This window comes from Chryseobacterium camelliae (assembly GCF_002770595.1).
GTDB classification, from domain to species: domain Bacteria; phylum Bacteroidota; class Bacteroidia; order Flavobacteriales; family Weeksellaceae; genus Chryseobacterium; species Chryseobacterium camelliae.
In genome coordinates, this window is record NZ_CP022986.1 from 1033713 (window position 1) to 1051504 (window position 17792).

Genomic DNA, 17792 nt, shown 5'->3' on the forward strand with positions numbered 1-17792 from the left:
ATAATTAAACTTTAAAACTATGAATTTACCATTAATTACAGGGATTGTTGTTGCGGTAATCGCTTCAATCGGATTGATTTTCTGGGTGCTGTCCATGTACAAAAAAACCGTACAGGGCATCGTTATCCTCAGGACCGGATATGGCGGAACAAAAGTATTCTTCAATGCCGGGATCGTGATCCCGATTATACACCGGATGGAGTCTATGGATATTTCGGTAAAAAAATTAGAAATTGCCAGAGAAGGAAGAGCCGGCCTGATCTGTAAAGACAATATGAGGGCAGATATCCAGGTGGCATTCTTCATACGGGTAAATAAATCGGTGGATGACATCGTGAATGTAGGACAGACGATAGGCTGCCAGAGGGCATCCGATATCCATACCCTGAGAGAGTTGTTCGAAGCTAAGTTTTCGGAAGCGCTGAAAACGGTAGGCAAAAAGTTTGAATTCATCGAACTGTATGAAGCGAGAAGTGAATTCCGTCAGGAAATCCTGGATATCATCGGGACAGACCTGAACGGATATGTCCTGGATGACTGTGCGATCGACTACCTGGAGCAGACCTCCATAGAAAGCCTGGATAAAGATAACATCCTGGATTCAGAAGGGATCAAAAAGATTACGGAATTAACCGCTACCCAGAATATCAAAGCCAACCAGGTGCGCAGAGATGAGGAAAAAACCATCACCAAGCAGAATGTTGAGGCGAGGGAAGCCATTTTAGAGCTTGAAAAGCAGCTGGCTGAAAAAGAAGAATCTCAGAAAAGAGAGGTAGCCAACATCAAAGCACGTGAAAACGCTGAGATCCTGAAAGTGAATGAAGAGGAAAGGCTGAAGTATGAGACAGTACGCATAGCCACCGAAGAAAAACTTCAGATCGCTGAAGAAAATAAGCTGAGACAGGTGGTGATTGCCGCTAAAAATAAAGAACGTGCCGACCTGGTTGAAACAGAGCGCGTGCAGAAAGACAAAATGCTGGAAGCCACAGAAAGGGAAAGAATTGTTTCCCTGGCCCAGATTGAAAAAGAAAAAGCGATCGAGCTGGAAAAGAAAAACATCCAGGATGCCATCCGTGAGCGTTTAACCATGGAAAAAACAGTAGTCGAAGAACAGCAGGTGATCAAAGACCTGGAAGCTTTTAAGACAGCTGACAGAATGAAGCAGGTAGAAATTACACTGGCCAACCAGGAGGCCGAAAAGAAGCTGATCCAGGAGACAAAAGCTGCGGAAGCCAGGAAACTGGCGGCTGAAAAGGATGCCCAGAAATATGTCATCGAAGCCCAGGCGAAGAGAGATGCTGCCGAAAAAGAAGCGGAAGCCCGTAAAATAATCGCTGATGCTAAAGCAAAAGAAGAAGCTACAGTGGGATTATCTGAAGCCCAGGTCCTCCATGCAAAAGCTGACGCTGCGGAAAGACAGGGAATTGTGGAAGCTGTGGTGATAGAGAAAAAGGCAGATGCCATTAAAAAAGAAGGCATCGCCCAGGCAGAAGTCATTAAAGAGAAAGCGCTGGCGGAAGCTGCCGGAATTACCGAAAAGGCAGAAGCCATGAAAAAGCTGAATGACGCAGGAAAAGACCACGAAGAGTTCAGGCTTACCCTAGCAAAAGAAAAAGAGGTGGAACTGGCACAAATCTCCATCCAGAAAGACATCGCCCAGGCTCAGGCTGAAGTATTGTCGCAAGCGTTTAAGTCTGCAAAAATTGATATCGTAGGTGGCGACAACACTTTCTTTGACAATGTGGTCCGCCAGGTTTCCGCAGGAAAAGGATTGGATAAATTTATCAGCCACAGTGAAAATGCGCAGCTGGTGAAAGAAAACCTCTTAGGCGACGGTGAAAATATTATTGAAAAAGTAATGGGAATGGTTGATAAATACAACATTTCATCTGAAGACATCAAAAATATGAGCATTGCAAACCTGATCTTTAAGCTGAACGGTGTAGCCAACATGCAGGAAAGAGGCCTTCTTGACAGGGCCATGGACATGGCAAAAAATCTGGGGGTTGACCAGAAGCCTATCAGATAAAGCACAATCAATTATATTGTAAAACTCTCATTGTTTTCTCCTGTGGTACCTTGAGAGTTTTTCATCCTGCCTGATTCAGCTAAAAGCATTGTAGCACAGAGATAACAGACTGAAAGAAGGTACATAACATTTTAACATCTTATACTATGTCAGAACAATTACATTCAGGGACATATGAAATTATACAGAGCCGTCTGAACGAGCAGAAAAGCGACCTTATCCAGAGGCTTCAGAAGCTGAATGAAAAGCGTAAAGAGATTTTCGGCGGAGTCGATTTTTCACTCATCGCCAATGAAAGGATTTCTACGGAACACAATTGTGTAGCCAAAGATATTTTTTCACTGGATAATATCCTGATTTTCGGTTCCAATGCTCATCTGGGCTTACAGACGGAAATCAACATCACAGATGTTTTCTCAGTCTATACCATCAATAATGGCCGTTTTGAACCCCAGGATGCTTTCTTAATACATGACGAAACATTTACTGACGAATTTAAAAACCTTTACAAATACTACAGAAATACCTTCTTTGCACGTTTTCATTTTACGGAAAACTATCTGTATATGGTTTTCCAGCTGTCTGAAAGTCCTTCTGACACTAAAGCATTCAAATGGCTGATCAAAGATTCACGGCTTACGTATGTGGACTCACGGAGTGGATCCGAAGTTAGCTATCCGCCGCAACATGATTTTGTATGGACAAAAGCAACCAGGGATATGCAGCGAAGCGGAAAATTCCCGCACGTTTCCCTGGCAGACAAGGTCTTTGTAGAATCTATAGGCGGCGATCTGACGATAAAAATTGAAGACAATACCGATACGGGCAAAGGGATTTATTCCGAAGATGTCATTCATAAAGACCAGAACCTGGATGATGCGGAAATCCATTTCTGCGACCTGGACAACCTGGTTCTATTTAAGATTAAACCTTATCAGGAGACGGAAAGATATTTTATTTATAATCATAAGGAAAAGACAGTTTCAAGGGTGGATACTTTGAAACACTCAGCAGTTTTGCTTCCGGAAAACCAGGGCGTTCTGTTTTCAAACGGATATGCCTTGCAGACCGGCGGGCTCAAGGTCATTTCCCAGGATGTCAACCGGCTTCATTACCTGAAAACCGTTCAGGAGCCTAACGGTGAAAATTTTATGTATGTTTTCTATGATGACAAAACGAATAATTATCAGCTGATTTCCTACAACATCATTACCCAGACGATTGAAACACCGATACGATGCAGCGGCTACACACTGCTTAATGACGGAAAACTTATCTATCTGAGGGAAAGCCTAGAGACCACAAAACACCATCTGGCGCAGATCTGGCAGACACCCTATGCTAAAGAACTCCTTCCGGATACGGCTCAGTCAGACACACTCCTGTATAAGATTGGTAACAAGGATATTGTACGGGTTATGGCGGAAAGCCAGGAACTGATTACGCTGCTCAATAAGAAAGATTCTTACAGCGGACTGTATGATGACATCGTAAAACTCTCCACCACGATTTTAGATGCCTATTACTTCCTGGATCAGGAAGAGGTGGAAAGTCTCGACCGCCCTCTAAAAGAAATCAGGAATATCGCCCACTCCGCCATCAACGAATATGAGAAAGTCGTCGAGCAGAAGAAAAATACGGGCGAAGCTATTGAAAAAATCAAATCAGCCTGCGAGAAGGTTTTAGATGACACCAAAAGGATCCACTATACCCAGCTGACCGAATATATCGATATGCTTTCCCGCATCAGGGCATTGCGAGGTGAAATTACCGGAGCGAGGGAACTGAAATATGCAGACGCAACTGTTCTTGATACGCTGGAGCAATCCCTTGCTGCTAGATCGGAGGAACTCTCCGGTGCGTGTGTGGGCTTCCTTCTTCAGGAGGATGCACTCCTTCCCTATCAGAACAGGGCCAATCAGATCTCAGAAGCTATTATTAATGTACAGAAAGCCGTTGAATCAAAAACGATTGAGGAAGAAATCAACAACCTGTCCGGGCAACTTGAACTGCTTGTAGATATAGTCAATAACCTTAAAATTGAAGATACTTCGCAGTCAACTCAGATCATTGAGAATATTTCGGTCATTTTTGCAAGACTGAACCAGGAAAGGTTAGAGCTGTCCAAGAGGAAAAGAGAAGTTTCAGGCAAAGAACTGTCTGCGGATTTCCAGGCTCAGATGACTTTATTTGACCAGTCGGTCATTAACTTCCTTGAACTGTCCCAGACACCTGAGAAATGCGACGACTACCTGACCAAACTATCCATCCAGCTGGAAGAAATGGAGACGAGATTTGTTGATTTCGATGAATTTGTTAAGAAAATCGGTGAAAAAAGAGAAGAAGTGTACGGTCATTTTCAGAATAAAAGAGTTCAGTTGACCGAAGCCAGGAACAGACGCACCCAGCGCCTGTATGACTCTGCCCAGCGGATTTTAAAATCTATTCAGACCAAAGCAGAATCCTTCGGTTCCGAGAATGAGATCAACGGCTATTTTGCTACCGATTTAATGGTTGAGAAAGTCAGGGATCTTTCAAAGCAGCTGATGGAGCTGGACGATTCTGCTAAAGCGGAAGAAATTCAGACCATACTTAAGACTTCCCAGCAGGAATCAGCAAGAAAACTGAAAGATAAAAAGGAGATCTATGCAGACGGAGACCATGTGATTGCATTAGGGGATTATAAATTTGCGGTCAACCGTCAGAAGCTAGACCTCACCCTGGTCATGAGGAATGCGCAGTACTATTATCACCTTACAGGAACTGCATTTTATGAACCTTTGCACTTTGAAGCCCTTTCAGAATATAAGGAAGTCTGGAATCAGGAATATATTTCGGAGAACGATCACGTGAAACGTTTTGAATATCTGGCATGGAATGTCTTTTCGCAAAATAAAGGCATTATTTATGAAGAAAATAACCGGATAGCCATTCAGCAGTTTATGACGGAACACTTCGGGGAAGGCCTGGTAAAAGGGATCCACGATGAAGATGCACTGACCATAGTTTCAAAACTCCAGCAGATGGCCAATGAATTGGGACTAATGCAGTTTGCTTTTAAGGAAAGGGCCTTGGCACACCTGTTCTGGTATTTCCTGAATACGGAAAAAAAAGCCTATTACCAAAAACAGTTTGAAGCTGCAGACCTGATTTCCAAATCATTTACAACCGATAATGGTTTCCTTCACCTTACTAAAGAATTGTCAGAGGAGCTTAGGTCATTCGTTCACCACACCCAACTGTTTACAGGCGTTAATGAACTGAATGCAGCTGTTTATCTCAGAAAAGAAAATAAATCGTCATTTCTGGTTTCAGAAAAAGCAGGCTCATTATATGAAATGTTTTTAAAAGATCTGAAAGAAAAAGGCAAAGACCTGGAGTTTACCGACCAACTGAATGGATTAAAGCAATACCCTGCGGCGTGTTTCTCCATTGCAGAAAGTGCCCTGAGTGCTTTTTTACAAAATACTGAGACAGAGTTTGACGATGATGTTAAAAAAGAAGCAGCCGTTTTCCTGGTAACACAGGATTTTGATGCTAAAAATATTCTCCATACCGGTTATGAAACCGTTTTGAAGAATCTGAAGTCCTTGGAGAAAGATGCTGATTATCCTTTAAACTACTATGCGTTCACCTCCCGTTTATCCTATTTTAATGAGTCGATTGTCCCAAAATACAGACAGCTTCAGGAGCTCAAAGCAAAATGGGTACAGGAAAAAAAGAAAGCTCTGAAAATTGACACATTCAAATCTCAGGTCTTAAGTTCTTTCGTAAGGAACAGGCTGATCAATGAAGTGTACTTTCCGCTGATAGGAGCTAACCTGGCCAAGCAACTGGGAACAGCAGGCAATGACAAGCGCACCGACAGGATGGGCATGCTGCTTCTGGTCTCACCTCCCGGTTATGGAAAGACAACGTTGATGGAATACATGGCAGACCGGATGGGATTGGTTTTCATGAAAATCAATGGGCCGTCAATCGGTCATGATATCGTTTCCACAGACCCCGCTGAAGCAAAAAATGCCGGTGCAAAACAGGAACTGGAAAAATTAAACCTGGCACTGGAGATGGGCGATAACGTCATGCTGTATCTCGATGATATCCAGCACTGCAATCCTGAATTTTTGCAGAAGTTCATTTCCCTAGCAGACGGGCAAAGAAAAATTGAAGGCATTTACAATTGTGAGAGCAAAACATATGATTTAAGAGCAAAACGGTTCTGCCTGGTGATGGCCGGAAATCCTTATACGGAAAGCGGAGAAAAATTCAGAATCCCTGATATGCTGGCCAACCGTTCCGACACCTATAACCTGGGAGAGATTTCAGGCAGCAAGACGGAATTGTTCGATTTAAGCTTAATAGAAAATGCCCTGACGTCCAATGAATACCTTAACCGGTTGACGCAGTACGGAATGGAAAATCTTTACCGTCTCTATGACAGCATCCAATCCGGTTCAATGAATATAGATCTGACAGGAAATTTCAGTCCGAATGAAGTTTCAGACTTCAGGAAGGTGCTTGAGAACAGTCTGAAAATAAGGGACATTGTTCTGAAGGTCAATAAGCAGTATATCGCTTCCGCAGCAATGTCCGATGAATACAGGAACGAACCCGCCTTTAAGCTTCAGGGTTCTTACCGGAATATGAATAAGCTGATCACACAGGTACAGCCGATCCTGAAAGATGAAGAAGTGATTCAGGCCGTATTGAATCATTACCAGAACGAATCCCAGACCTTAACCACAGGAGCGGAATCAAACATGCTTAAATTGAAGGAAATGATAAACCTTATTTCTGAAGAAGAGGCTCTGCGATGGAATGAAATAAAAAAAACATTCCTTAAAAACAAAAGTATAAAAGGCTTTGGCGAAAATGACCGGATGGCGCAGGTAATTGCCATGCTTTCCCAGTTCAGCGAAGGCCTCAACGGAATAAAAGAGGTTTTAAAGAAGAACTGAGAGTATTTTTATATTGAGATCAAAGAGTCCGTCTCACACCTAGTGAAACGGACCTTTTTATAATTTTTCTCGACCTCCTGTCGGAAAATGGTTTTAGCACTGTCGATTCTCAATCCGCATCATTGAGGTGTGAGACTTACTGTTTGATTATTGTGCTTTCTAATAATTTTCATTCTGTTATTCATGATCAATCAACCAATACTTCTTTTCCCAATATTGATTATACGGGCAGTACTTTTGAAGACTTGATTTGAAGGTTTCTTTGAACCAGCTTAATTGTAACGGCGAGTTTTTAGGATCTCCACATGACTACAGTCGGATATTTTTTTAGTTAGTACTAATACACCCATTTTCTTTTCTGGAAGGTCCCGGAACGCATGGCGGTAAAATAACCTAGCCCTCCGGCCCCTCTGTTCTCGCCGGTGATACTTCCAGCTATTCTTCGCAGAATCACCGTTTGGAACTGCTTTGAACAATGTTATGTCAAAACAACCTGATGAGTGCAAGATCAGGAAGCAAAGAGCACAAAAAAGGATGACCGACTGTTGATCAGACACTCTCAGACCACTCGTTTTTCCGGTAATTTTAAAGCATGTAAACTGATTATTCCCTGTTAATTTGGCTGACCGTGTATTCTTTCTGATTTTAATGATATTTAATATGTTGAATATGAACAGATAGTATACACAATTACCCACGAACCGTCTATTTTCCCCATTTAACAGGTGTTTACGGCTATACATAGACCTTAATTTGCCTATCTTTGCAAAAATTTTATACGCTTTTATAATGAGAAGAAATTTACTTCTGGTAACTCTGTTATCAGCAGGTTTTATTAACGCCCAGGTTGGGATAAATACTACCTCTCCCAGAACTACTTTGGACGTGGCTCCAAAAAATACGGATGGAACTACTGCTGAGGGTGTTATTGCTCCGAGGCTCACCGGAAATCAGCTATCAGCTGCGGATTCAAAATATACCGCGGCCCACGCAGGGGTTATTGTATATGTTACTTCAGTACCCTCACCTGTTACTGCTAAAACCGCTAATATCACCGCTCCCGGCTATTATTATTTTGACGGCAGCGTATGGCGCGGAATGGGTGCACAGAGCACCACCACGACGTTAAGTATAAGCTCTGTAATCGATCCCAATATCCTCGGTTATGTACCGAGCAACACCGCTACCGCCGGCAGCAATGCACCAGCTACAGTTAACGTCAATGGAATTACCGCTACACGTACGGGTATTACCAATTATAACGGTCACAGCTATGCTGCTTATTCTGCGGGCGGAGCCGGAATCACCTGGTATAATGCGTACAATGCAGCTAAAAATATGGGCGGCTACTTAGCTACTTTTACCACTGATGCAGAATGGCAACAGATTGAAACGAATCTTCTCAGTGCTGCAGCATTCGACACCCAGCAGGCATGGATAGGCTTTGCGAAATTTTCCTGGTTTGCCGGAGTCGCACTTACTCCTGATCCCGAAGAAAAATGGATTACAGGAGAACAGCCCTTACATGACTACAGTGCCGGAGGCACCAGCGCAGTGAGGAAATCCAACTGGTTTAACACGGGGGAACCTAACAATTCCGGCGGAACAGAAGGATTCGTCATTACTTTACAAAAGAACAGCGGCGGCACAAAAACATACGGCGGATATACCTCCACCCATACCTGGAATGATGTGGTCGCCAACTCAGCAAATACCACGGGATTTATCGTAGAATTTCAACAGTAGATCAAGATGAACAAATATCTATTATTACTGTCCTTTACAGGATGCAGTATAAGCCTTTCTGCGCAAATGGGAATAGGAACTTCCAATGTCATTTCCACTCTCCAGGTAGACGCTTTGAAAAATGACGGAACCACATCAGAAGGAATCGGAATACCGCGCCTGACCGGTGACCAGATCAAGAATGCCGGACCAAAATATTCGGCAGCACAGACCGGCGCTATTGTCTATGCTACCTCAATTCCAACGGCTGCCGATACCAAAACGGCTAATATCACATCGGCAGGATGTTATTATTTCGATGGCAGCATCTGGAGAAGCTTAGGTGCTGTGATCAACACTACGGTTCTGAGTTATTCAACATCAGTAGATTCCAATATTCTGGGTTATGTTCCCAGCAAGACGGCAACCGCATCATCAGCTCCTGTGACGCTTACGATCGGCAACAGTACCTATACGAAGCAGGGCAACATCAGCTATACCGTAAACGGGCATACGTATACCGCTTATTCCGGCAGTGCCGCCCTGAGCTGGTTTGATGCCTATAATGTTGCTAAAAACATGGGCGGGTACCTGGCTACTTTTACTACGGACACTGAATGGCAATATATAGAGCAGAACCTGTTAAGCAATAATACCGTTTTCGATAGTCAGAGGGCATGGATCGGATTTGTGAAGTTTTCATGGGAAGCAGGATCAGCCCTGACTCCGGACCCGGAAGAGAAATGGATTACCGGCGAGCAGCCTTTACATGATTATAGTGAAGGAGGTCTTTCAGCCGTCAGGAAAATAAACTGGTTTGCCAGTGCTGAGCCCAATAATGCCAATTCAGGCGAAGGCTTTGTACATACGTATGGAAAAAATGACAATTCTACTGTAGTAAAGAATGGCTATACTTCTATCCATCCGTGGAACGACCTTCCGGCTAATAATGGGAGCATCAATGGCTTTATTGTGGAATTCCAGCAGTAAAACATTTAAGTTTAATCCTGAAGCTAACCTGATTATCAGCAATCAACAAACTATTCCCCGGATTGACAGGTCCGGGGAATTTTCAGTACTTTAAAATCGGCTATCCGCAAAGGATCAAAGGATACATTATTGAGTTGCTGATATCAATACTTTTACATCCCTGTTGGGCATGTTTATTTTCTGAATTTCCGATGGATCTTTTAGTATACTGAAAGTTTTGATTTTACCGTTCTTAACCCAATAAGAAAAGCGGTCCCAGGAGCATTCTTTATGATTGACCAATACCAGGATGTGTTTTTTTTGCTTTTCCCAATCTTTAGTGTTTTCTATAAGTAATCTACCCTGTTCATAACTTATGTTTGTACCGATAATGGACGGTGCCATTCTTTTACCACAACTGCTGATACAAAGCAATCCTGCAATCAAAATAGGTCTGACCATATGTTTTTAAGTAAAGATAGCATAAGATTAAAAGTTCTCATTACGGAAAACCGTCTTATGACATGATAATGAAATATCCCAGCATTTGCAGAGATGTAATCAGTATGACAGTTGAAAAATGTAAGGACGGAAAACCGGTAGTAATTGTATTCGGTACGGGATATTGATGCTAATTTCTCAGCAATGGTTATCAGATAACAATTCCCTCAATCCGGATTCAAACAGCTTCGATCTGGATACAGCATTCGCTACGGTAATCCCCATCTTTGCCCTGTAACACGTAAATACAATATCATGCAGACAAACGAGAATAAAGTGGCACTGGTATCAGGTGCCAATACCGGAGTGGGTTTCCAGATTGCAAAAGCCCTTACAGACAATGGTTATACGGTCTACATAGGTTCCCGTGACCTACAAAAAGGTCAGGCAGCCGTTGATAAACTGAGTGGAAAAGCCATAGCTGTTCAGCTGGACATAACCGATAATGAATCCATCCTCTCGGCAGTAAAGACGATAGAAAGTGAATATGGCTACCTTACATTACTGGTTAATAATGCAGCCGTTTCACATGCCGGTACATCCGGCCGGACCATGGAGGAAGTACTTGGAGCGCAGCGCGCCAGCATTGCATCCATCAGTGAGCTGAAAACGGTTTGGGACACGAATGTATTCGGAACCCTTGCATTGACGCAGGCATTTTTGCCGTTGCTGAAGCAGGCATCCAATGCACGTATTGTAACAGTTTCCAGTGCACTGGGATCTCTTACTATCAACGCTAATCCAGAGAATCCGTACCGATCAAATTTTGACGCGGTTTATGGGGCTTCCAAGACTGCGCTGAACGGGATATTCCTTTCCCTTGCGATTGAGCTGGAACCTGCCAATATAAAGGTTCATCTTGTCAGCCCGGGATTTACGGCTACGGCACTCAACAATTTCCAGGGAACGGATTCCGTGGAAGAAGGTTCCAGGGAACCGATCAGAGTCGCTTTGGCGGAAGACATTCCGACAGGAAGCTTTACCGGTCCTGAAGGGTTTAGCGGAAAAGATAACATCCTTCCCTGGTAATTTTTAATGAAGAAACCTACGACAGTGATGTTCGTAGGTTTTTTATACATTTATACCATGAAAAACAAAGAGGATAAACTGATACGCTTTATATCGATATCCCAAAGCCATCAGGCCTTCGGGCTTCCTGCACCGCAGCATCCGCTGATCAGCCTTGTACATTTCAATGAGGATAACCCTTTCAATACAAGGATGGCTCCTATTTATGACATCCTGAGCTTTTACAAAATAACGTTTATCACGAAAAATAGCGGCAGGCTGAAATACGGCCGGGATTACTATGATTATGATGAAGGCAGCATGCTGTTCCTGGCGCCTAACCAGCTGGTAGGAAGCACCGATTACAACAGTGAAACCTATTGCTACATTCTGCTGATCCATCCTGATTTCCTGCTGGGACACCCTTTAGCCCAAAAGATAAAGCAGTATGGCTATTTCTCCTATTCATCCAATGAGGCGCTGCATGTTTCAGATGCAGAAAAAGAAACCATCCTTTCCGTGTTCAGGATTATGGAAGAGGAACTGAACAGCCGCGTTGATGAGTTCAGCCAGGAAGTAGTGCTTGCGCAGATCGAACTTTTGCTGAGTTATGTCAACAGGTTCTACAAGCGCCAGTTCATTACCCGGAAGGTGGTTAACCATCATATTCTGGAAAAAGCCGAAACCATTCTTGATGAATATATCAACAGTCTTAAAACGCTTCATCATGGACTTCCGACCGTTCAATACCTGTCTGACCAGCTGAATATCTCGCCCGGCTATCTGAGCGATGTTTTGCGTTCGGTGATCGGCAAAAACACCCAGCAGTATATTCGGGAGAAACTTACTGAACAGGCAAAGGTAAAGCTGATGTCCACCGGTCTGACCATCGGTGAAATCGCTTATGAGCTGGGTTTTGAGCATCAGCAGTCCTTCAGCAAAATGTTTAAGGCTCAAACGGGTCTTTCGCCAGTGGAGTTCAGGACGTCATTCAACTGAAAGCCTTCAACTCTTATATCTGAACTGACGATAACATTCCGTTAAAGGGTAGTTTCAGGCTATTTCTTACCTAAGAACCAATGACGGCATCTTACCTAATTTTTATCTTTCAAATCTTTAGATATGGTCTTCTCAGCCGCTTTTGCATTCTGTTCCTGGGCTTCTTTTTCCCTGCGCTGCTGCCTCCTGGTCTTTTTCTCGGCACGTCTCTCCTGACGGATCACTTTGTTGGATTTTTTATTGTAGAGGGCATCAATAATTCCCTGGCCAGTCTTACTGAAAATTTTCACTTTCGGTTTTTCATGCGTTCCGGTAACCACAACAGGAAACCCTATGATCCCTCCGGGCAGGATCCCGACCCTGATTCTTAAATCCAGCAATCCGTTAAAACTGGTGGTACCACTTACCGTCGGCCTTAAAATAGAAACTTTAAAGGTAAATTTATCAACGTGAATCAGATTGTTTTTACTGTGGGTCTCGATATTCACCCCTTTCATATCAGGATCATTGAAGGCTTTTGCTCCGATGTTATCTCCGACGGCAGAGAGCATTTTCAGATTCTTAACCTCCACATCCCGGAGATTCACCACTCCTCCACCCTCCAGGGAGGGATAAATAGGCTTCATGTTTTTATCGAAATCTCCTTTTAACTTGTAGTCTATGGATACAATACCCTTCACATTTTTTGCTGCGGTGGCCATTTCCCGGACCATATCAATTTCCTTATAGGCCCGCTGCACATCAAAATCCAGAACTTTCAGGGCGATATCGTAATTGGCAGTGATCGGGGATTCATCCTGGTAGCGTGCATCAATAGTCATCCTGCTTCCTACCACACCTAAAGAAGTGTTTTTAAGGTACACCTGCCCCCGGTCTACAGAGGCTAAACCGAAGACATTATTAAGCTTTAATCCTTTGAATTCAACCGTTTTTGCATCAGCTTCCAAAGAAACATCCAGGTTCTTCGGAACAATCACTACCCCGCTGCTTTTAGGATTCTCTACTTTGGCATAATCCACTTCTATGGACTTCCTGGAATTATCACCCTCTTTTAAAGCCATGAATTCATCGATCAGAATATACCTTGATTTCAGCTTGAACTTCCCGTGAAGCGTTCCTTTCCTTTCAATAAAGTAATTGATGGTATTTAAAAGATAGCCGTTCAACGCAAAATCCGACTGACCGTATGTCGTAATAAACTTCCTGAACCACATCTTCTCATTTTCAAACTGGAAGTTCCCTTCTTTGATGTAGAAGGATTTGGGAAGGTATTCTGTAGTAGCTTTTATATTTTTTAAAATCAGATTCCCTTTATTATCCAGTTTGTTATACTGACCGGTCGTGGCATAACTCTGGCGGCCGTTCAGTGAGAGGTCAGCGATAATAAGGCCGTTGACGTCAAAGCCTTTCTTTGCAAACACCTTATAAATTCTTCCTATGTTCAGCACGCCTTTCGCACGCACTTTGTACAGGACATCTTCAAAATTCTGAAGGTCTGCATTAACGAATACGGGATTTCCTTCAAAATCAAATGTAAACGGATTCAGCCGTACGCCTAAGCTCTTAAATGTTCCGTCCGTGTTCGTAACATTCGCCATAATCTGGATATCCTTAATCGGATTAGGATAGTATTTGGTTTTCAGCCATCCGTTTTTTACATGAAGGTAGCCCTGGGTTTTCGGAAACAGTTTTTTATCCAGGCTGAACAATCCGTTGGCTTTGATGTTAGTATCCAACAGGCCTTTGATCTCCATGTTTTTCAGACCCAGGGCCTGGCTCAGGGTCTGTAAATTGACTGCCCCTTTCACATCGGCAAATACCTGCATTTCATTTAAGCCCTTAGTCCTTACTACCGCTTTGAAATTGTTGCTCTTCCCTAAATCAAAACTTAAATTTTTCAGGTCCAGCCCAAGCTGGTCTGTATTCAGGTCGGGAAAGTCTACATTCAGGTCCATATTGAAATTATTCATGGGAACCGGTGCTTTTCCGTTGGAAACAAAGCCATCTTTCACCAGCAGCCTGGCCTGTAACCGGGGCTTCAGTTTTTTAGGTTCGCTGAACCGGCCTTTAAGGCTGAAAAACAGATCGCTTTTCCCTTCAATCCTGGTATCTTTTGCCCAATCCAGGTATTGCGGCGGCAGAACAGAAATCATGTTACGGACGGTGGTTTTTTCCGAAGCTGCATTGATATCAAGATTATATCCGTCTTTCAGGACACTCACGAAACCGGTAAATTTCAGTGGCAGGTCATTAATTCTCAGCTCGTTCTTCCGCAGGACAAAAGTCAGTGCATTGGTATTGATCCTTGTTATCAGATCCGCATGCAGCGATTTCTGTTTTGCATAATACGTTCGGTTTAAGCTGAAATCAAGTTTATCAATATCAAGATAAGTAGTCAGGTCAAAGATGTCTTCGCTTAAACCGCCCTTCCCGGTATAGTTCAGGCCTTTGGCGTCCACCAGGACCCGGGCCGAATGGTCATTGTATCTGACATTCCAGTTTCTCAGCTTAATCAGGTCCAGCTTTATGGAAGTACCTGTACCGGTTGTATCCTTTGGTTTTTCAGAAGGCTTTGCAACGTAAACATTGTAGTTGGCCTCTCCTTTGGAATTGACAAAAACATTTGCATAAGCATCGGTAACGTAGATCTCATCAATTTTAACATGTCCGTTAAAGATCAGGTTTTTAAGGTTAATCCCCACAGCAACTTAGCGGGCCGACAATAACGTATCGTTCTGAAATGGTTTTGACCCTTTAAGCAGGAAATCATCCACAGAAACAGTGAGTGAAGGAAAATGCCTGAAAAATGTAAGGTGGCTTTTTTTATAGTCGAGTTTGCCGGCAAGATGTTTATTGGCAAATATTTTCACCTGCTCCGAGATGGTTCCCGGAAACAGCGCAGGGATGATAAACATCAAAAGAAGAATAGAACCTACCGCAATTCCTGTCCATTTCAGAATTTTTATAAAGATCTTTTTAACTTCCATAGAATATTTTTTTACTAGTAAGCTGATCATCATAAATTAAGCCACTTACGATATCATTCTGAGCAGCAGATCGCAGGTAACTATCATGCATGCTATTGAATACAACAGCACTTGTATTCAATCCTGCTCTAAAAAAACATCGGGAATTCCTGATGTACATGAGTATATGCGGGACATCCGGATAGTGAATTCATCCGGCTTCCTGCCTAATTAAGTTCTATAGTATTGTTATTTTCCTTAAACTGATCCTGTATTCTCCTGATTCTCATCTTTACATATTCGGCATCCGAGTAAGAGCTTCCGTCAGGTAAAGTGGTTGTAATGCCGGTAACATTATTTCTCTGCATGAGCTCCTTCAGTTTACTCAGCGGATCCCTGAGGTAATTTTCAACGGCTTTTTTATACTGCATTTCTGTAACGGGAATAGATTTCGAAAAGTTAAGTTTTATACTTCTGAACTTTTCAATGCCTTGCAGCTCCCAGACATGTTGTTTTTTGGTGTCCTCGATCTTCACAATCAGGCCCGGAAGTCCACGAAACTTATAAGGTCCTTCGGAAATGGGAATTTCATCAGTAAACCAGGCATGATAGGTTCTGCCTCTGTATTCCATTGTGGCAAGCTGACATTTTTTACCCTGTATCTCATTCGTTTCTGCCTGTATATGCCAGTTGTATGTAATATGCTGAGTGATTTTAAACCTGTCACCACCTAAGGACCGGTACGTTACCACTTCATCTGATTGCCGGTTTTTCTGAATAATTTCCGTAATTTTTTCTTTCGGGAAGGTATTTAATGAAACTGACATATTTGCAGAGGTGCCGCCTGACTCCATCTTTTGTGCAATGGCCGAGTCTCTCTTTGTTTTTCTCAGGCTGAGATAGGCGGATTCGTTTTTGTCTACAAACAATCCCATCAGTTCAGTTTCAGTTTTCTCCAAATGTAAAGAGTCCGGCCTGAAAGTATACCCGTACGTAAAAGAGTACTTTTGACTACAACAGAACAGCGGAAGTACAATCATGAAGATAAATAATGTTTTTCTGATCATGGTATAGCGCTATTAACTTAAACATTCAGCAGGAATGCTGCTGTTGAACGTCTCATGTACTAAAAAAGCAGTCCGGCAGCCCTGCTTCCCGGCTGATTTCAGGTTTATTTTAATGTCCTCAACTTATTGATGTTTAAAGCGTTCCGTTTTATCCATTGAACGGATATATCAAAAGGCTGTGCATTACCGGCAGATGCCGTATTGTGGCCCAATGCTGAAAACAGCGCATATTCAAAAGGTTTACCCTGAGCCTTGAATGAGTTCAATTGCTCAATGCACAGGGGGACGGGAATTTGTATATCTTTTTCTCCAAAAAGCCAAAGTCCCGGAATGGAAATATTTCTGAGCTCAGTTTTTGGGTCGGTTGCTGCAAACTGATACCTGTCCGGATCATTTTTAATATGCTCACGGGCATCTGCGTCTGTATGGTTTTCCCAAAAATGACTGTCGCCATTGGTATAAAACTGAAATCGCAGTTGTTCTAACGTAGTAATGGTAGGGCAACTGAATAATACCATGAATTCTACCAGTGGGTTCTTGCCGGCCGTCATGGGAATGATCCATCCTGCCTGGCTGAAACCTACTAATCCGATGGGTATTTTTTTATCTTTCAAATAGGTCCGAAATATATTCACGGCAGCATCTGCATCATCAGACAACAGATTAAGATTTGCATGATCTATATTATTAGTACCCACCGACGGACCTACGTAGATACCTCCGGATGCCCCAACCCCGCGTTTATCATAGGTAAATACCGCAATACCTTCTTTAGCCAGGCGCTTGGCAAATTCCAGTTCTCTTTTTACCGGGTCTGACCCATGGACAATGACCACTGCTGCCAATGGGTTTTCAGGCTTTACCATTGAGCCGGCAAGCGTAATGCCCTGACTTTGAAACTTCACCTCCTGAATGGCAAGGTTTGTCGATTGTGAAAATGCATGTACCGGTAGGGCCGTCAGTAATGCCCAAAAATATAACTTATAAAAAAGGTTGATGTTCATTTTGTTTTAAAGATAATTGATTCTACATGGTCCTTTCCGCAATACATAAAACCTGAAATACAGGTATGTATTCTTTGGTTTTTCCTGATGCTGAAATTTTATTTTCAATCCATATATGCTGCAGTTTTAATATGCTTTTCTAAAATGCCAATATAAGAAAGTTAATGACCATGAACGCAAAAGAATCATCAGCTACCCATAAAAAAGAATAAAGTCATGATCTACCGTCACATTCATTCTCTGTCATTTGGCTCATTGTGATGGCTGAAGGATGCAATATTACCCGTTATAGTACCCGAAAGTATCATCCAGCCAGTCAAACATCACCTGATGGAAGAGTTCGTGGCTGCCTTCCTGACAATGTTCCAGAAAACACTCTGCAGAAGATCAGGAAGAAATAGGGTTACCCTTACATTGGAGCAGAAACTGCAGCTTCAAACCTGTCCTTTACTGGCATTTAGTAGCGGTGGATAACGATCTACAAACAGTCCATTGATATGAAATCCAAAAAAATAACGTAAATCTTTCAGTGACACAGAGAAAGGAAACAATTTATTTTACAACTT

At 42.7% G+C, this 17792-nt stretch carries 11 protein-coding genes; 7 read left to right on the plus strand and 4 right to left on the minus strand.

The features are described 5' to 3' along the window. Positions 1-19: 19 nt before the first annotated feature. From CGB83_RS04715 to CGB83_RS04750, 6 genes are all read left to right on the plus strand, one after another. Positions 20-2029, plus strand: a complete 2010-nt coding sequence (locus CGB83_RS04715; RefSeq protein ID WP_100074762.1) for a flotillin family protein — start codon at positions 20-22, stop codon at positions 2027-2029. 146 nt (positions 2030-2175) lie between these two features. Beyond that, the gene (locus CGB83_RS04720; RefSeq protein WP_100074763.1) at positions 2176-6987 is read left to right on the plus strand and encodes a DNA repair ATPase; all 4812 of its coding nucleotides are present in this window, start codon (positions 2176-2178) and stop codon (positions 6985-6987) included. Between the two features lie 789 nt (positions 6988-7776). Then, positions 7777-8733, plus strand: coding sequence for a C-type lectin-like domain-containing protein (locus tag CGB83_RS04730; RefSeq protein ID WP_100074765.1), 957 nt, complete (start codon positions 7777-7779; stop codon positions 8731-8733). 6 nt (positions 8734-8739) lie between these two features. Further along, a complete protein-coding gene (locus CGB83_RS04735; RefSeq protein WP_157761323.1) occupies positions 8740-9702 on the plus strand; it encodes a C-type lectin-like domain-containing protein in 963 nt (320 codons plus the stop codon). A gap of 735 nt (positions 9703-10437) precedes the next feature. Next, complete coding sequence (locus CGB83_RS04745) at positions 10438-11211, plus strand: SDR family NAD(P)-dependent oxidoreductase (protein ID WP_100074768.1); 774 nt, start codon at positions 10438-10440, stop codon at positions 11209-11211. Between the two features lie 57 nt (positions 11212-11268). Continuing rightward, positions 11269-12189 (plus strand): helix-turn-helix domain-containing protein, encoded by a 921-nt coding sequence (locus CGB83_RS04750; RefSeq protein WP_100077497.1) that lies wholly within the window; start codon positions 11269-11271, stop codon positions 12187-12189. A gap of 95 nt (positions 12190-12284) precedes the next feature. On the opposite strand, the gene CGB83_RS04755 is transcribed toward CGB83_RS04750, so the two are convergent. The 4 genes from CGB83_RS04755 to CGB83_RS04765 all read right to left on the minus strand — a co-directional run bounded on the left by CGB83_RS04755 (position 12285) and on the right by CGB83_RS04765 (position 17226). Then, positions 12285-14891 carry an AsmA-like C-terminal region-containing protein gene (locus tag CGB83_RS04755; RefSeq protein ID WP_228420107.1) on the minus strand — a complete coding sequence of 869 codons (2607 nt, stop codon included), beginning with the start codon at positions 14889-14891 and terminating at the stop codon, positions 12285-12287. 6 nt (positions 14892-14897) lie between these two features. Then, complete coding sequence (locus CGB83_RS20430; RefSeq protein WP_228420110.1) at positions 14898-15176, minus strand: hypothetical protein; 279 nt, start codon at positions 15174-15176, stop codon at positions 14898-14900. Positions 15177-15382: 206 nt separating this feature from the next. Beyond that, positions 15383-16222 carry a GLPGLI family protein gene (locus CGB83_RS04760; RefSeq protein ID WP_100074769.1) on the minus strand — a complete coding sequence of 280 codons (840 nt, stop codon included), beginning with the start codon at positions 16220-16222 and terminating at the stop codon, positions 15383-15385. 104 nt (positions 16223-16326) lie between these two features. Then, positions 16327-17226: an alpha/beta hydrolase family protein gene (locus CGB83_RS04765; RefSeq protein ID WP_100074770.1), complete on the minus strand. Its 900-nt coding sequence runs from the start codon at positions 17224-17226 to the stop codon at positions 16327-16329. Between the two features lie 330 nt (positions 17227-17556). Between CGB83_RS04765 and CGB83_RS20105 the strand changes: the two genes are divergently transcribed. Further along, the gene (locus CGB83_RS20105) at positions 17557-17700 is read left to right on the plus strand and encodes a hypothetical protein (protein ID WP_157761325.1); all 144 of its coding nucleotides are present in this window, start codon (positions 17557-17559) and stop codon (positions 17698-17700) included. Positions 17701-17792 lie beyond the last annotated feature (92 nt).